Below are 14410 nucleotides of genomic sequence, written 5' to 3'. Positions count from 1 at the left end.
TCGCATGCCAGCAGCCAAGTCCCGCCTGACCGATTTTCTGCCCTATCTGATGAGCGTATCGACCAATGCGGTCAGTGATATGGTTGCAGCGCAGTATCAGGCACGGTTTGGTCTGAAGATCCCCGAATGGCGGGTCATGGCGGTGCTGGGCGATGCCGGGCCGCAGACCCAGCGGCAACTGGTCGGCGCAACGCGGATGGACAAGGTTGCGGTCAACCGCGCCTGTAAGGTGCTGGAAGAACGCTGCCTGATTCAGCGCAGCCCCAATGCCAGCGATGGGCGTTCGCACCACCTTGAGCTGACCCCCGCCGGGCGCGCTGTACACGAAGAAATCATGCCGTTGGCGCTCGGCATCGAAAAGCGCCTCTTCGCCGTGCTGTCCGTGCAAGAACGCAAGGACTTCAAGGCGATGCTCGCCCGGATCAATGAACAGGTGTGCAAGCTGGAAAGCCTGCAGGCCGCAGACACGGACCAGAAATCATGAAACTTGCCTCGCTTTCCGGAGGCCGCGACGGGCGGCTGGTGGTCGTTTCCAGTGATCTTGCCTGGTACGCAGAGGCGGGCCATCTGGTGCCGACCTTGCAGGCCGCGCTCGATGACTGGGATCGCCACGAACCCGCCCTACGCGCCTTGGCGACCGAGCTGGAACACGGCGCGATCCCGCGCGAACGGTTTCATGAACGCGCCGCCATGGCGCCCCTGCCGCGGGCCTATCAGTGGGTCGATGGTTCGGCCTATGTCAACCACGTCGAACTGGTGCGCAAGGCGCGCGGGGCCGAGTTGCCGGACAGTTTCTGGCACGATCCGCTGATGTATCAGGGCGGCAGCGATGACCTGCGCGGCGCGCGCGCGCCGATCACGCTGGCGGACGAGGCCTGGGGCTGCGACTTGGAAGCGGAAATCTGTGTGGTCACCGGCGATGTCCCGCAGGGCGTTTCGGCGCAGGCGGCGCTGGACCACGTGCGGCTGGTCGGGCTGGTCAACGACGTATCCTTGCGCAACCTGATCCCCGGTGAACTGGCCAAGGGGTTTGGCTTCGTCCAGTCCAAGCCCGCCACCCATTTCTCGCCGGTGTTCGTCACGCCAGACGAACTGGGCGATGACTGGCAGGGCGGTCGGCTCAGCCACGTACTCAGCGTCGATCTCAACGGCCAGCCGTTCGGCCGGGCCGAGGCGGGGGAAGAGTGCACGTTCGATTTCGGCACCCTGATTGCGCATCTCGCCAAAACGCGCTCGCTTGGCGCGGGTTCGATCGTGGGTTCGGGCACCGTGTCCAACCGCGATCCCGATGGTTCGCCGGGCCGCCCGTGCAGCGCGGGCGGGCGTGGCTATTCGTGCATTGCCGAACAGCGCATGGTTGAAACCATTGCCAGCGGCGAGGCGGCAACCCCGTTCCTGCGCCATGGCGACGTGGTGCGGATCGACATGCGCGATACCAAGGGCCATTCGATCTTCGGCGCGATCGAGGGTGAAGTTGTCCCGGCCTGAGCCGAGACCAGCGTAAACAAGAGAGGCCCCGGAGCAGTGCTCCGGGGCCTTTCGTTTGTCCCTGTCAGCGCGGCTTAGTGCTGCGACCCGGGCTTGCTGGAGAAAGCGTCGGCGATCGAGCAGGCCGCCGGGCCAAGGATCACGATGAACAGCACCGGCAGAATGAACAGGATCAGCGGCACGGTCATGATCGCGGGCAGACGCGCGGCTTTTTCTTCGGCGCGCATCATGCGTTCGTTACGGAATTCGGCCGATAGCACGCGCAGTGCCGAGGCGAGCGGCGTACCATAGCGTTCGGTCTGGACCATGGTGGTGGTCACGCCCTTGACCGCTTCCAGGTTGACGCGCCAGGCCAGGTTTTCAAACGCCTGCCGCCGTTCGGACAGGAACGACAGTTCGATCGCGGTCAGCGCGAATTCGTCGCCCAGTTCGGGATAGGCGCGGCCCAGTTCCTTGGCGACGCGGTTGAACGCGGCGTCCACGGTCAGACCAGCTTCGGCGCAGATCACCAGCAGGTCGAGCGCGTCGGGCAGACCCTTGCGGACCGCGTCGGTGCGCTTGGAGATCAGGTTGGACAGATAGATTTCCGGGCCCTTGTAACCCAGGCCCACTGCCGTGGCGAAGGCCATCAGCTTTTTCATCCCGCCCCAGGTGGGGAAGTAGTTGAGCCCATAAATCATGAAACCGGCAATCGCGCCCAGCACGATCGGCAGGATCATGCGCGCAAAGATCACGGCCACGGCCAGTTCCTTGCGGCGGATCCCCGCCTGGGCCAGCTTTTGCTGGATCATTTCCAGCTGGCTCTGCTGCAGCACCTTCAAGGACGACAGCGTGTCGCGCATCTTGTCGGTGGTTTCGGTCTTGCGCACCAGCGAGGCGCGCTTCTTGGCCGTCTGGGTCACGATCCCGGCCTTGAGCTGCTCGCGCCGCTCGTTCAACGCCTTGACGCGCTTGGCCATGGGATCGCGGATCGTGATTGCGGTATAGATCGCGAACATCACGGCAAGTGCGGCAAGTCCTGCCAGCATGGAGCCAACATAGATGACGTCGATACCGAGGAGCGTAGGTCCGGGCGGGTTGTTCATGACAGTTGTTCCAGTCCCTCGCTCAGATTTCGAAATTGATCATCTGGGCCATGATGAAGGCGCCGATGCCCATCCACACCATGCCGCCAAGACCGGTTGCGATCAGGCGATCATCGGTGAAGAAGCCGCCCAGGTATTGCGGGTTCACCCAGTACACCATGCCGAACACGGTGAAGGGCAGGGCGCCGATGATATAGGCCGAAGCCTTGGATTCCGAGCTCATCGCCTTGATCTTGAGCTTCATCTGCGCGCGCTTGCGCAGCACGTCGGCCAGGTTTGAAAGCGTTTCGGCCAGGTTGCCGCCGGTTTCGCGCTGGATCGCCAGAGTGATGCAGAAAAAGCTGAATTCGGGCGTGTTGAGCCGGTCAGCCGTGTCCTGCAACGCATCTTCCATCGACTTGCCGATCTTGATGCGTTCGGTCACCAGCTTGAATTCCTCGCCCACCGGGCCGGGAACTTCGGTTGAAACCACGCCCAGCGTTTCGGTCACCGGCAGACCGGACCGCAGGCCGCGCACCAGCAGTTCGATTGCGTCGGGGAACTTTGCCGTGAACTGCGCCGAACGCCGGTTGATGAAAAAGCCCACCACCATGTGCGGCAACCCTGCGCCCACCAATGCGCCAATCCCCATGGCCAGCAGTGCAGCACCGCTTTTCAGGAAAACCAGCACGGCAATCGCCAAGGCCAGACCGCCTGAGGCATAGACATATTGTGCCAGGGTCCAGGGTTTGCCGGTCCGGTGCAGGCGCAATTCCAGGGCGGCGACACGCGATTCCGATCCGGCGATCTGGTGCATCTTGGGCTTGCGCGCCGCGACCGCCTTTTTCAGCTGGGCTTCAACCTTGTCGGTTGTGCTGTCGGAATGGCGATAGCGGACCGCTTCAAGCCGGCGCGCGCCTTCCTTGGCCGCCGAAGGGCCCGAGAACGCCATATAGGCCAGCGTCATAAACGCCATCAGACCCACAGCGAACAGCAGGAGCTGTATCATGCTCATCTGCGCAACACGCCTTCCATTTTCGGCCGCGGTGCCGGTTCAGGCACCGCGCCGGGTTGTTGCCGGATCAGGCCTTGGCCGGAACCGGTGCCTTGTCTTTCGACTTCTTGGGCATCAGCGACTTGAGATCGAGCTTGCCGAGCAACGAACCCTTGGCTTTCGCCGCGACTTCGACAGTCTCGCCATCACCCACACCCATCACGGCGCGGCTGACATCGCGGATCACCGACCCGGCCTTGCTTGACCGGTTGGCGTCGGCAAAGGTCTGGCCCAGCTTGGCCGCATTGCTGGCGGCCTTGATGTCATAAGGCACGAAGAACCCGATCTTGCGTTCGATCGATGCTTCGAAATCCGCCTTGCTGATTTCGCCCACCCCGGCCTGAACCTTGTTGGCGACGACGATCGGCTGGACATGGCTGGCGTTGCTTTTCAGCCACGACAGGATGCGGATCGCATCGCGTGCACCGGCCAGAGTCATTTCCGTGACCAGCAGGACGACATTCACATCGGCCAGCAGGTGCGGGAAATTGATCAGCATGTTGCGCGGCAGATCGATCACGGTCATTTCGAACGCCTGGCGGAATTCTTCCTCCAGCTGCACGAAAGCGGCACCATCGGTCATCAGCGGCGAATTCATCGGCGCTTCGGCCGAAAGGATTGCCAGGTGATCGTTGGCGCGGATCATCGCGCGTTCGATGAACAGCCCGTCGATGCGGCCCGGATTGTCGATCGCGTCGGTCAGGCCGCGGCCCGGCTCAAGGTCGAGCGCCAGTGCGCCGGTCCCGAAGTGGACATCAAGATCCAGCAGCGCGGTCGGCAGCTTTTCATCAGCGCTGAACAGCCAGGCCAGCGAAGTGGCCAGAGTCGATGCGCCAACCCCGCCGCGGGTCCCGATGACTGCCGTCGAAACGTGCTTCTTGGCAACCGAGGGATCGTGGCTCTTGGGTGAGGCATAGGTCGCCTGCGCATTGACCAGCGCATCGCGGACCTGGCCCGGCGAAAGCGGCTTGAGCAGGTAATCCTGGATGCCGCTGGCCAGCAGGTCGCGGTACAGCCGGACGTCGTTGACCTGACCGACCGCGATCACCACCGTGCCGGGTTCGCAAACCTCGGCCAGGGCGTTGATGTCGCTCAGCGGGTCACCGCTTTCCGACAGGTCAACCATCAGGATGGTCGGGCTGGCGGTGATCGACAGCGATTGCACAGCGTTGCGCAGACCGCCCTTGTGGCACTTTTCAGGCTGCCAGCCGAGCTCGATCACGACCGGGCGCAGCACATCCAGTGCGGCGTCGTCGCAGATATAGGCGGCAAAGGCGTCGCGATTTCCGGGCGTACCGGGTTTCCAGGGAGCGTTCATGGCTTAGTTACCCTTGCTCGATTCGGCCTTCAGACCGTTGCTGCCGGTAGGCTTGGCATCGCGGTAGGTTTCGATGGCCTTGGTCGAGCTCATCGTAACCGTCTGGCCCTTGCCGGTTGCACCGTGGATCAGATGTTCCGGATCGGCGATCATCGCGGCGATGTTGCCATTGGTGGCGCAGCCGTAATTCTTGCTGGTCGAGCTGGTGAGGTTGGTCACCGATTTGCCGCCCCAGTCCGGGCAACCCGGCACGGTGGCGCTCGACCGGGTGATGATCACCCGCGCAGTGCCGGCATTGACAAAGCCCGGAGTGACCGGCGCTTCATCGCCAACCAGCAGGCTGTAACGGCCAGCCACGGCTTCCACCGCGCTGCGGGTCGCGCCGCTGTTCAGCGGATCGTCAATCGCGATCCGATCACCATAACGCAGGTCCATCGCTTCGAACCAGCCCGACAGGCGGCGCTGTTCGGGCAGCGAAAGCCCGCCCGGACCGGTGGTCAGGTCCAGCGTGAAATTGGTGCGCTGCACCACCGGCTGGTGGACGCTTTCCAGCGACGGGTTGGAAGCAACGCCGCCCATGCAGCCGCCCAGGGCCAGCGCGAGCGAGAGGGTGAGGGCCGAGGCCAGCGCCTTGCGGTTTGTGAAGTTACGCATTGGGTTCACCTCTCTCAATTCAGGCTGAAGCCGGGGCCGACATCCTGCGATGCGGCGGCGGTGCGGGTCTTCTTGCGCTTGGCCTTCTTGTCAGGCTCGGGCGCGGCGGGCAGCGCGGGAACATCAAGGTCACCGACCTTGGGTCCTTCCACTGCCTTGGGCGAAGCCGAAGGCTTGGGGCGGTCGCCGCCCGAATTTCTGCCGACATTCATGTTGCCCAGCACCCGTTCGAAATCGTTCGGGTTCTGGAAGCCATCGGTCGGCAGCTTGATGTCGTTGGCATCAACCGGGTTGACCAGATAGGGGGTCACCACGATCACCAGTTCGGTCTCGCCGCGCTTGAAGCTGGTCGAACGGAACAGCGAACCCAGGATCGGCACATCCCCCGCACCGGGCAGCTTCTGCACGGTGTTCTGGGCACTGTTGCTCATCAGCCCGGCGATCATGAAGCTTTGGCCCGAACCCAGCTCGATGGTCGTTTCGGTGCGGCGCACGGTCAGTGCGGGCACTTCGAAACCGTTGAGGGTGATCGAACCCTGGCTCGACAGTTCCGACACTTCGGGGCGGACCCGGATCGAAATGCGGCCATTGGCCAGCACCGTGGGGGTATAGGACAGGCTGACACCGAACCGCTTGTATTCGATGCTGGTCGTGCCCAGACCCTGGCTGATCGGGATCGGATATTCACCGCCCGCCAGGAAGTCTGCCGTTTCACCCGAAAGCGCGGTCAGGTTGGGCTGGGCCAGCGTGGTCACCAGACCCGCGGTTTCAGCCGCGTCCAGCGCGCCCAGGATGTTCATCCCGAACAAACGGCCCATCCCGGCCAGCGTGTTGGATGCGTTGAGCGCCCCGACCGACGTGCCCGGGGTCAGCGCGACCTTGCCCGAAATCGGATCGATCACATAACCCGAAGGCGCGTTGCCGACACCAAAGGGCAGCAGCGGGTTGGTGTTGACCGTTCCGCCGATCGCCCGGCCCTGGGCCAGACCGAACTTGAACCCGCCGGTTCCATCGATCGTGGTCAGGTTGGTGCCCAGCGTCTTGACCAGGGTGCGGCTGACTTCGGCAAAGCGCACCTGCAGGTTGACCTGCAGCGGCGTTGCCATCTTCAGGCGCGAAATGACATTGGCGTCCTTGCCGACATAGGCTGAAACCAGCCGCTGTGCTTCGGCTGCGTCTTCCGGCGCGCCGACAGTGCCGGTCAGCAGGTAGGTGCCGGTGCCCATGGTCGAAACCGCGACTTTGGCATCGGGCATCGCCATGTGCAGCATCTGATCGACGCTTTCGATGTTCGAACCCACCCGGACATTGGAAGACCAGATGATGTCGCCCGCCGCGTTGCTGGCATAGACCGTGGTTTCCCCGCCGGCCTTGCCAAAGACATACAGCTGGCGCTGCGATTTGACCTGGACGTCGGCGATCTGTTCGTTGGCAACGAATACATCGGTCATGCTGCCGGCAACCGTGATCAGCTGGCCGCGTCCGATCGACAGGTTGATGTCATTGGCCGGACGGCTGACCGACTGGGCCTGCAGGCCCGCTGGCGCCAGCAGCGCAAGCGGTGCTGCCAGGCACGCGGCAGTCAGGAGAGAGGTGGCAAGGCGCTTCATCGGGTTGCCTTTCGACAGGCCGCTGGATGCGGTCAGGTAAGGGTTCGTAATCATCTCAGCGGTTCCCCACCGGTTCTTCAGTCGTGCTCTTGCCGCGGGTCACACGGACCACCGGACCGACAGGGGCAGCAGGGCGCGGCATGCTGGCACCGGGCGTTCCGCCTGCGGCACCAGCGAAGCTGGCGATCGCGTTGGTCACGCTTTTCACCACCTGGTTGGCCGCGCTCTGCTGGCTCGGCATCGACTTGCGCTGGAAGCGCGAGACGTCACCGCCGGTGGCAAAAGTGGTGCCGCTTTCGATCGGGCGGTTGATCGCCTGGCTCAGCAGCTTGTCTTCCTGTTCCTTCGTAGCACCGGCCGGAACCTTGATCGCTCCGCTGGCAATCGCCTGGTCGAGTTCGGCCTGGTTGTCGGCGATCGAGCGCAGCGCGAGGCTGAGCGTGCCGAGGGTCTGGGCGACGGCGATCTTTTCGGCAATCTTGGGGGTCACTTCCAGCGTCACCGTGCGGAAGGCGCGGACCACGGTCTTGCCTTCGCTGGTTTCGCTTTCGGTCGACTGGTCGGTCGCCAGGATGCGCAGGTTGCGCAGGATCGTTTCGGCGGTCTTCATCGATTCGCCGCCGTCGGTGGCCTTGACCGTCTGGGTCAGCATCAGGTCAACATGGTCACCCGGGAAGATGAACCCGGCCACGCCGGTCTTCTGCGAAGCCGAAATGGTGATGGCCCGCATGCCCGGCCCCAGCGCCGCAGCGAGGAAGCCGCGATCGCCCGGCGCAACCAGTGCGCCCTGGGTAACGGGCTGCCCGGCAGTCACCGGATAGCGCACCACGGTGCCCAGCAGCTTGTTCATGTCGGCTTCGCCGTCGATGAAATAGGCGTCCTGGACCATTTCCTTGGGCCACAGCTGGAACGAAATCGAATCCGCCGTGATGATCGTGCCAACCGGCAGCGCGCGTTGCGCCACCAGTACCTTGGGTCCGGTGGGGACCTGCTGTGCGGCCTCCGCCTGGGGCGCGCTCGCCCCCGACAACATGCTCTTCGCGGCCATGGCCGTACCGATCGCAACGACCAGTGCGCCAAGCAGCAGCATCAGCTTCTTCTTATCCATGGCTGAGTAAGCCCCCTAGAAAAATCCCGAAGTGGTTCCGTCCTCTTTCGGGCAAACTGGTTAAAATCCGGTTCACCCGAGTGATCCGGCCGAATTCGTGTGGTGCAGCAGTGGCAAGAGGTGGACGACGATCGCCCAGATCCCGCCTGCCGAAATCGCGACCCCATAGGGGATCCGCAGCTTTTCCCGTTGGTGCCGCGCGGTGACGAGCGAGCCGACCGAGATGAACCCCATGATCAGCGCCAGCACGATCAGCAGCCCGGCGCTGCTCAGTCCGGTCGGCAGCAGTTTGTTGGTGAAATGCGCCAGATTGACCGGCTTTCCGCCGTTCAGCACCCAGCCGACATAGAGCATGACCGTTACCGAAACGGCTGAGCTGGCATAGACCATCACGCGCCCGCCGGTCCGTCCTGCCACCGGGGCCAGGTTGAACAGGCTGCCCATCGTGGTCATCAGACCGCCGACGACCGAAGCCATGAATACCAGCTGGAAAAAATGTGTCGGAGAAAACCACAGTGCCAGCGCGGCCAGCAATTTTACGTCGCCTCCGCCGATCCAGCCCAGGAAAAATACCAAGGCCAGCAGGCCAAAAGTTACCGCGCCCATGCCAAGCTGCCAGGCCATATCGGGATAAACCGCCATCCCGCTTGCCAGCCAGTACAGCGGCGCGGCCAGGGCGATGCCGGCGGTCAGCCAGTTTTCGATCAGGCGGCTGCGGATGTCGGTGAAGCAGGCATAGACCAGCGCGATTGCCAACGCGCCCAGCAATAGGTAACGAAAATCGACGTCCGGCATTGTCCGCCCCCTGGTTCGGTAAGCGGGTCTACAGGGCAGGGCTTACCAAAAAGTAACCAACCCCAAAGGGGCGGAATTAGCCAAGTGACCATCCCGTTCGATCGCCGCGCCATCCCCGCAGGGGCCGTTGAAAGCCGCTGGACCGCCGCCGATGGCCATCCGATCCGCCGGATTGACTGGCCTGCGCCCGCTGCGACGAAAGGATCGATCCTGTTCCTGCCGGGGCGGGGGGACTTTTACGAAAAGTACCTTGAAACGCTGGATCACTGGGCCGGTCAGGGCTGGCAGGTAACTGCGGCGGATTGGCGCGGGCAGGCCGGGTCCGGGCGGCTCGGTCAGGATGCGGTAACCGGGCATATCGATGATTTCGCAACCTGGGTGGCCGATCTTGCCGGGCTCTGGTCTGCGTGGAAAGCGCAAACGCCGGGGCCGCATGTGCTGGCCGGGCATTCGATGGGCGGGCATCTGGTGCTGCGCGCCGCTGCCGAAGGCGTGGTTGATCCGCAAGGCTTGCTGCTCAGCGCGCCGATGCTGGGCTTTGTCGCCAGCTTGCTGCCGGTCCCGGTGATGCATGCGGCGGCGCGGCTGGTAAAGGCGCTGGGCGATCCGCGCCGTCCGGCCTGGAAGTGGAGCGAGGCCCCGGGCCAGGTCCCCGATGGCCGCGCCGACTTGCTGACTCACGATCCTGATCGCTATGCCGATGAACTGTGGTGGCGCGATCACCGCCCTGAACTGGTGATGGGGCCGGGCAGTTGGGGCTGGGTCGAACGCGCCTATGCCTCGATGCGGCTGCTGGCGCGGCCCGACATGTTGGCGCGGGTCACCCAGCCGGTGCTGATCCTGGCGACCGACAATGACAAGCTGGTCGGATATGGCGCGATTGAGCGTGCGGCGCGGTACCTGCCCGATGTCGAACGGATCAGCTATGGCAAAGCCTCGCACCACGAGATCCTGAGGGAGGCCGATGTGGTGCGCGATGCCGCGCTCGCGGCGGGCGATACTTTCCTGGCGCGGATCGCGGGGTAACACGTGCCGGGCGTTTACGATTTCGCGGTGGTCGGGGCCGGAATCGCGGGCGCATCGCTCGCTGCCGGGCTCGCGCCGCACGGGCGGGTAGTGCTGCTGGAGGCCGAGGACCGGCCCGGCTATCATTCCACCGGGCGCTCTGCTGCGTTCTGGACCGAAAGCTATGGCGGGCCGGGGGTGGTGCCGCTGACGATCCATTCCGGGCCGTTTCTGGAACAGCACGGCTTGCTGACCCGGCGCGGCGCGCTGACCATGGCCCGCGCGCATGAACTGGGCGCGTTGGATGCGTTCATTGCCGAATATACGGCGCTGGGGGTGCGGGTCGAACCGCAGGACCGCAAGGCACTCGAACGGCGGTTGCCGGGGCTGCGGGCGGAATGGGTCGCAGGGGCGTTTGAGCCGGATTGCTGCGATATCGACGTTGCCGCACTGCACCAGCACTGGCTGGGTGAGGCACGGCGCGGCGGGGTGGAACTGCGCTGCCGCGCCGGGCTGACCGGGGCGCAGCGGCATGACGGCAGCTGGAGCTTGCAGCTGGCAGACGGGCAGACCTTGCGCGCGGCGGTGCTGGTCAATGCCGCCGGGGCCTGGGCTGACAGCGTGGCGCAGCTGGCGGGATTGCCGCCGATCGGCGTCCAGCCCTATCGCCGCACCGTCGCCCAGCTGCGCCTGTCAGCGCCCCCGCCAGAGGATTTGCCGCTGACCCTGGGGATCGACGGCAGCTTCTATTTCAAGCCCGAGGCGGGCAAGCTGTGGCTCAGCCCGCACGATGAAACCCCCACCCCGCCCTGCGATGCCGCGCCCGAAGAGCTGGACGTGGCCCTGGCGATCGACCGGTTCGAAGCGGTGGTTGATTGGCGGATCGTGGCGGTGGAGCACAAATGGGCGGGCCTGCGCAGTTTCGCGCCCGATCGGCTGCCGGTCTATGGCTTTGATCCGTTGCAGGCGGGGTTCTTCTGGGCGGCGGGGCAGGGCGGCTTCGGCATCCAGACCGCGCCTGCCGCGGCCGACATGGCACTGCGGCTGCTGCTGGGGCAAGCGGCCGGTGCGGTGGCGCCTCAGCCCTATGATCCGGCACGGTTTCGGCGGACAGGCTAAGTCTGGCCCCCCTCTGAAGTGGAGCTAAACCGTAACCCCCAGCGCCGCATCGCTGGCCAGCTTGTCGGCGCGTTCGTTTTCGGGGTGGCCATCGTGGCCTTTGACCCAATGCCACGTAATCTTATGGCGGCGCTTGGCTTCCAGCAGCGCCTGCCACAGGTCGGCGTTCAACACCGGCTTTTTCTGTGAATTGATCCAGCCGTTCTTTTGCCAGCCGAAGATCCATTTGGTGATCCCGTCGATCACATAGCGGCTGTCGGTATAGAGCTGGACATCGCTGGGGGCCTTGAGCGCGTTTAGCCCTTCGATCACCGCGGTCATTTCCATCCGGTTGTTGGTGGTGGCTGCCTCGCGCCCGCTCATTTCCTTTTCGTGCGCGCCGGAACGCAGTACCGCGCCCCAGCCGCCGGGGCCGGGGTTACCCTTGCAGGCGCCATCCGTGAAAATCTCGACCTTCTTCATGCGCGGTCGAACAGTGCGGCATTGGCGGGATCGGCATAGAAGGTCAGCCGCCGGGCAAAGGCCAGCGGATCCTTGCGCATCACCAGCGCGTCGGCCGGGGTGTTCATCCAGTCATAGGCGCGGCTCAGCGCAAACCGCATCGCTGCCCCGCGTGCCAGCATGGGCAGGGCGGCGCGTTCGGCATCAGACAGCGGGCGCAGTTCCTCATACCCCGCCAGCAATGCGGCGGAAACAGCGGGATCAAAGCGCCTGCCGCTGCTGTCAAAACACCAGGCTGCGTGGGTCACCGCCACATCATAAGCAGTGATGTCGGTGCAGGCGAAGTAGAAGTCGATCAGGCCGGTCACCGTCTCGCCCAGCATCAGCACGTTGTCCGGGAACAGATCGGCGTGGATCACCGAATGCGGCAAATGTTCGGGCCACTGTGCGATCAGCTGCGGCAATTCGCGGGCGACCTGTTCGGCGAAGGCGGGGTCGATCGAAGCGAGCCCTTCGGGCGTGCATTCCTGCGCTAGCCGCTGCCATTCCGCCGTGCCCATGCCGTTGGCGCGGGACTGGGTGAATCCGGCGGACGTCAGGTGCAATTGCGCCAGCGCCCGGCCCACGGCGCGGGCCTGACCGGGGGTCGGCTCGCTCACCGAAACGCCGGGCAGGAATTCGATCAGCGCCAGCGCCTTGCTTGCCCCGGACGGCGATCCGGGGTCATCCACCAGGCGATAGAGCTGGCCCTGCCGGTCATGGATCGTGCGCGGCACCGGGCAACCTTGCGCGGCGAGGTAATCGAGCAGCGAGAGGAAGAACGGCAGATCCTCGATCTCGATCCGGAATTCGTACATTGTCAGGATATAGCGCGCGCCCGCGCCATCCGGGCCAGTGGTGTCGATCAGCCAGTTGCTGTTGGATACCCCCTCGGCAATCCCTTTCGCGGAGACGAGCTGGCCAACATCGAATTCAGCGATCAGTTTGGCGAGCTGTTCTGCGCCAAGGTGGGTATAGACCGCCATGGTCAGTCGTCCGTCAGTTGGCGCGGCAGTTTGAACACCATCTTTTCTTCGGTGGTGCGGACCTGCTCCACCTCCACCGTGCGGAACGCGCGCACCGCGTCGATCACTTCGGTCACCAGCGTTTCAGGGGCAGAGGCACCCGCGGTGAGGCCCATGGTTTCGACGCCAACAAACCACGCCGGATCGACATCGCTGCCGCGCTGGACCAGTTCGGCCCGCGCGCCGCAGCGCTGCGCCACTTCGACCAGCCGCAGCGAGTTTGAACTGTTCGGCGCGCCGATCACCAGCACCAGCTGGCAACGCGGCGCGATCGCTTTGACCGACGCCTGCCGGTTGCTGGTGGCATAGCAGATATCCTCTGCCTTGGGCCCGACGATTGCCGGGAACCGGGCGCGTAACGCGGCGACGATTTCCGCCGTATCGTCCACCGACAGCGTGGTCTGGGTCAGGAAAGCGAGCGGGGCATCGGGCGCGAAATCCAGCGTGGCGACATCTTCCAGCTTGTCGACCAGCGTGATTGTACCCGGCGGAACCTGCCCCAGCGTGCCGATCACTTCGGGGTGGCCCTTGTGACCGATGAACAGGATGTGCCGCCCGGCCTCGATCTGGCGTTCGGCCTGACGGTGGACCTTGCTGACCAGCGGGCAGGTGGCATCGAGCCAGTCCAGCCCGCGCGTGGTGGCCGCTGCGGGCACCGATTTGGGCACGCCGTGGGCGCTGAACACCACTTGCGCCGCGTCCGGCACTTCGTCCAGCTCGTCCACGAACACCGCGCCTTTGGCCTTCAGACCATCGACAACATAGCGGTTGTGGACGATTTCGTGGCGGACATAGACCGGCTGGCCATAGCGTTCGAGCGCGCGCTCGACGATTTCAATGGCGCGGTCCACCCCGGCGCAAAAGCCGCGCGGGGCGGCCAGCAGCAGATGGAGCGAGGGCTTTTCGGTGTCTGGCAATCGGGCGTTCATCCCCGCCCCCCTAGCGCTTTGCCGCGCGCGCCGCTAGGGCAGGCGCATGCACTTGCGCCAAGGACTCGATTGATGAAGCTTCGCACCCGCCTGATCACTGCCATGTTGCTGGCCACGGCGCTGGCCGGTTGCCGTTCCAGCGGCGATATCGTTGTCGATGAAGGCGTCGGCATTACCTCGGTGCGCGGGGCCTGTCCGGCGGTGGGAATCCCCGATTACACCGGCGATGTCACCCTGTTCCGCACTCCGGGATCGACCACGGCTGACAATATCGATGTGGTCGCGGCGATGACCAATGTGCGCACCACCTGCAACGATTCGGGTGAAAAGGTTTATGCCACCGCCAATTTTGATGTGATGGCACGCCGCAGCGATGCGCGCGGGGCGCGCACGGTTACGGTGCCCTATTTCGTCACGGTGCTGCGCGGCGGCACGGCGGTGGTTTCCAAACGGATCGCAGAAGTCACGCTGAACTTTGCCGATGGTCAGGAACGCGCTCAGGCCAGCGGGCAGGGCAGCGCCTATATCGACAAGGCCGAAGCGACCCTGCCGGCCGACATTCGCGAACGGATCACCCGCAAGCGCAAGGCCGGTGATGCCGATGCTGCGGTCGATCCGCTGTCGCAGCCCGAAGTAAAGGCTGCGGTGACCCGCGCCACCTTTGAAGTGCTGGTGGGCTTCCAGCTGGATCAGAACCAGCTGAACTTCAACGCCGGACGATGATCCTATGCCAATCCTCCCCCCTTGGGGGAGGATTGGCA

General features: G+C 64.5%; 15 protein-coding genes. 5 read left to right on the top strand and 10 right to left on the bottom strand.

Annotated elements, in window-relative coordinates:
* Window positions 1–4 precede the first annotated feature (4 nt).
* Together MNBBLIKP_RS02625 and MNBBLIKP_RS02620 are read left to right on the top strand one after the other, a co-directional pair.
* The gene (locus MNBBLIKP_RS02625; RefSeq protein ID WP_088307173.1) at window positions 5–484 is read left to right on the top strand and encodes a MarR family winged helix-turn-helix transcriptional regulator; all 480 of its coding nucleotides are present in this window, start codon (window positions 5–7) and stop codon (window positions 482–484) included.
* Window positions 481–1488 carry a fumarylacetoacetate hydrolase family protein gene (locus MNBBLIKP_RS02620; RefSeq protein ID WP_088307171.1) on the top strand — a complete coding sequence of 336 codons (1008 nt, stop codon included), beginning with the start codon at window positions 481–483 and terminating at the stop codon, window positions 1486–1488. The genes MNBBLIKP_RS02625 and MNBBLIKP_RS02620 overlap by 4 nt, the downstream gene beginning before the upstream one ends.
* Before the next feature lie 74 nt (window positions 1489–1562).
* On the opposite strand, the gene MNBBLIKP_RS02615 is transcribed toward MNBBLIKP_RS02620, so the two are convergent.
* The 7 genes from MNBBLIKP_RS02615 to MNBBLIKP_RS02585 form a co-directional block, all read right to left on the bottom strand.
* On the bottom strand, window positions 1563–2573 hold the full coding sequence (locus MNBBLIKP_RS02615; RefSeq protein WP_088307169.1) for a type II secretion system F family protein: 1011 nt from the start codon (window positions 2571–2573) through the stop codon (window positions 1563–1565).
* 22 nt (window positions 2574–2595) lie between these two features.
* The gene (locus MNBBLIKP_RS02610) at window positions 2596–3567 is read right to left on the bottom strand and encodes a type II secretion system F family protein (protein WP_088307167.1); all 972 of its coding nucleotides are present in this window, start codon (window positions 3565–3567) and stop codon (window positions 2596–2598) included.
* A 67-nt stretch (window positions 3568–3634) separates the two neighbouring features.
* The gene (locus tag MNBBLIKP_RS02605) at window positions 3635–4924 is read right to left on the bottom strand and encodes a pilus assembly protein CpaE (RefSeq protein ID WP_088307165.1); all 1290 of its coding nucleotides are present in this window, start codon (window positions 4922–4924) and stop codon (window positions 3635–3637) included.
* Window positions 4925–4927: 3 nt separating this feature from the next.
* Entirely contained in the window at window positions 4928–5578 is a 651-nt protein-coding gene (locus tag MNBBLIKP_RS02600) for a CpaD family pilus assembly protein (RefSeq protein WP_088307163.1), read from the bottom strand.
* Window positions 5579–5592: 14 nt separating this feature from the next.
* Complete coding sequence (locus tag MNBBLIKP_RS02595) at window positions 5593–7242, bottom strand: type II and III secretion system protein family protein (protein WP_254912892.1); 1650 nt, start codon at window positions 7240–7242, stop codon at window positions 5593–5595.
* Between the two features lies 1 nt (window position 7243).
* A complete protein-coding gene (cpaB, locus tag MNBBLIKP_RS02590) occupies window positions 7244–8296 on the bottom strand; it encodes a Flp pilus assembly protein CpaB (protein WP_088307161.1) in 1053 nt (350 codons plus the stop codon).
* Window positions 8297–8368: 72 nt separating this feature from the next.
* Window positions 8369–9091: an A24 family peptidase gene (locus tag MNBBLIKP_RS02585; protein ID WP_088307159.1), complete on the bottom strand. Its 723-nt coding sequence runs from the start codon at window positions 9089–9091 to the stop codon at window positions 8369–8371.
* A gap of 84 nt (window positions 9092–9175) precedes the next feature.
* On the opposite strand from MNBBLIKP_RS02585, the gene MNBBLIKP_RS02580 reads away from it, so the two are divergent.
* Together MNBBLIKP_RS02580 and MNBBLIKP_RS02575 are read left to right on the top strand one after the other, a co-directional pair.
* The gene (locus MNBBLIKP_RS02580; protein ID WP_254912891.1) at window positions 9176–10117 is read left to right on the top strand and encodes an alpha/beta fold hydrolase; all 942 of its coding nucleotides are present in this window, start codon (window positions 9176–9178) and stop codon (window positions 10115–10117) included.
* Window positions 10118–10120: 3 nt separating this feature from the next.
* Window positions 10121–11215: an NAD(P)/FAD-dependent oxidoreductase gene (locus MNBBLIKP_RS02575; protein ID WP_088307155.1), complete on the top strand. Its 1095-nt coding sequence runs from the start codon at window positions 10121–10123 to the stop codon at window positions 11213–11215.
* A 24-nt stretch (window positions 11216–11239) separates the two neighbouring features.
* On the opposite strand, the gene rnhA is transcribed toward MNBBLIKP_RS02575, so the two are convergent.
* Genes rnhA through ispH form a run of 3 tightly spaced genes read right to left on the bottom strand, consistent with a single transcriptional unit; the run spans window position 11240 to window position 13649 of the window.
* Window positions 11240–11677 (bottom strand): ribonuclease HI, encoded by a 438-nt coding sequence (gene rnhA, locus MNBBLIKP_RS02570; protein WP_088307153.1) that lies wholly within the window; start codon window positions 11675–11677, stop codon window positions 11240–11242.
* Window positions 11674–12681, bottom strand: a complete 1008-nt coding sequence (gene thrB / locus MNBBLIKP_RS02565; protein WP_088307151.1) for a homoserine kinase — start codon at window positions 12679–12681, stop codon at window positions 11674–11676. Before thrB ends, rnhA begins: the two co-directional genes overlap by 4 nt.
* 2 nt (window positions 12682–12683) lie before the next feature.
* A complete protein-coding gene (ispH, locus tag MNBBLIKP_RS02560) occupies window positions 12684–13649 on the bottom strand; it encodes a 4-hydroxy-3-methylbut-2-enyl diphosphate reductase (RefSeq protein ID WP_088307149.1) in 966 nt (321 codons plus the stop codon).
* Between the two features lie 72 nt (window positions 13650–13721).
* Here ispH and MNBBLIKP_RS02555 point away from each other — a divergent pair, with 72 nt between their 5' ends.
* Entirely contained in the window at window positions 13722–14372 is a 651-nt protein-coding gene (locus MNBBLIKP_RS02555; protein ID WP_088307147.1) for a hypothetical protein, read from the top strand.
* Window positions 14373–14410: the final 38 nt, after the last annotated feature.

The organism is Novosphingobium sp. B 225 (genome assembly GCF_002198665.1).
In the GTDB taxonomy this organism is placed as follows: Bacteria; Pseudomonadota; Alphaproteobacteria; order Sphingomonadales; family Sphingomonadaceae; genus Novosphingobium.
This window is presented reverse-complemented; position numbering and strand designations above follow the sequence as displayed.

Excerpts from the sequence above, each read along its gene's own strand:
- MNBBLIKP_RS02610 (WP_088307167.1), bottom strand. The coding sequence starts at position 3,567 with ATGAGCATGATACAGCTCCTGCTGTTCGCTGTGGGTCTGATGGCGTTT.
- cpaB (WP_088307161.1), bottom strand. The coding sequence starts at position 8,296 with ATGGATAAGAAGAAGCTGATGCTGCTGCTTGGCGCACTGGTCGTTGCG.
- ispH (WP_088307149.1), bottom strand. The coding sequence starts at position 13,649 with ATGAACGCCCGATTGCCAGACACCGAAAAGCCCTCGCTCCATCTGCTG.
- MNBBLIKP_RS02585 (WP_088307159.1), bottom strand. The coding sequence starts at position 9,091 with ATGCCGGACGTCGATTTTCGTTACCTATTGCTGGGCGCGTTGGCAATC.
- rnhA (WP_088307153.1), bottom strand. The coding sequence starts at position 11,677 with ATGAAGAAGGTCGAGATTTTCACGGATGGCGCCTGCAAGGGTAACCCC.
- MNBBLIKP_RS02620 (WP_088307171.1), top strand. The coding sequence starts at position 481 with ATGAAACTTGCCTCGCTTTCCGGAGGCCGCGACGGGCGGCTGGTGGTC.
- MNBBLIKP_RS02625 (WP_088307173.1), top strand. The coding sequence starts at position 5 with ATGCCAGCAGCCAAGTCCCGCCTGACCGATTTTCTGCCCTATCTGATG.
- MNBBLIKP_RS02600 (WP_088307163.1), bottom strand. The coding sequence starts at position 5,578 with ATGCGTAACTTCACAAACCGCAAGGCGCTGGCCTCGGCCCTCACCCTC.
- MNBBLIKP_RS02595 (WP_254912892.1), bottom strand. The coding sequence starts at position 7,242 with ATGATTACGAACCCTTACCTGACCGCATCCAGCGGCCTGTCGAAAGGC.
- MNBBLIKP_RS02615 (WP_088307169.1), bottom strand. The coding sequence starts at position 2,573 with ATGAACAACCCGCCCGGACCTACGCTCCTCGGTATCGACGTCATCTAT.
- MNBBLIKP_RS02555 (WP_088307147.1), top strand. The coding sequence starts at position 13,722 with ATGAAGCTTCGCACCCGCCTGATCACTGCCATGTTGCTGGCCACGGCG.
- thrB (WP_088307151.1), bottom strand. The coding sequence starts at position 12,681 with ATGGCGGTCTATACCCACCTTGGCGCAGAACAGCTCGCCAAACTGATC.
- MNBBLIKP_RS02605 (WP_088307165.1), bottom strand. The coding sequence starts at position 4,924 with ATGAACGCTCCCTGGAAACCCGGTACGCCCGGAAATCGCGACGCCTTT.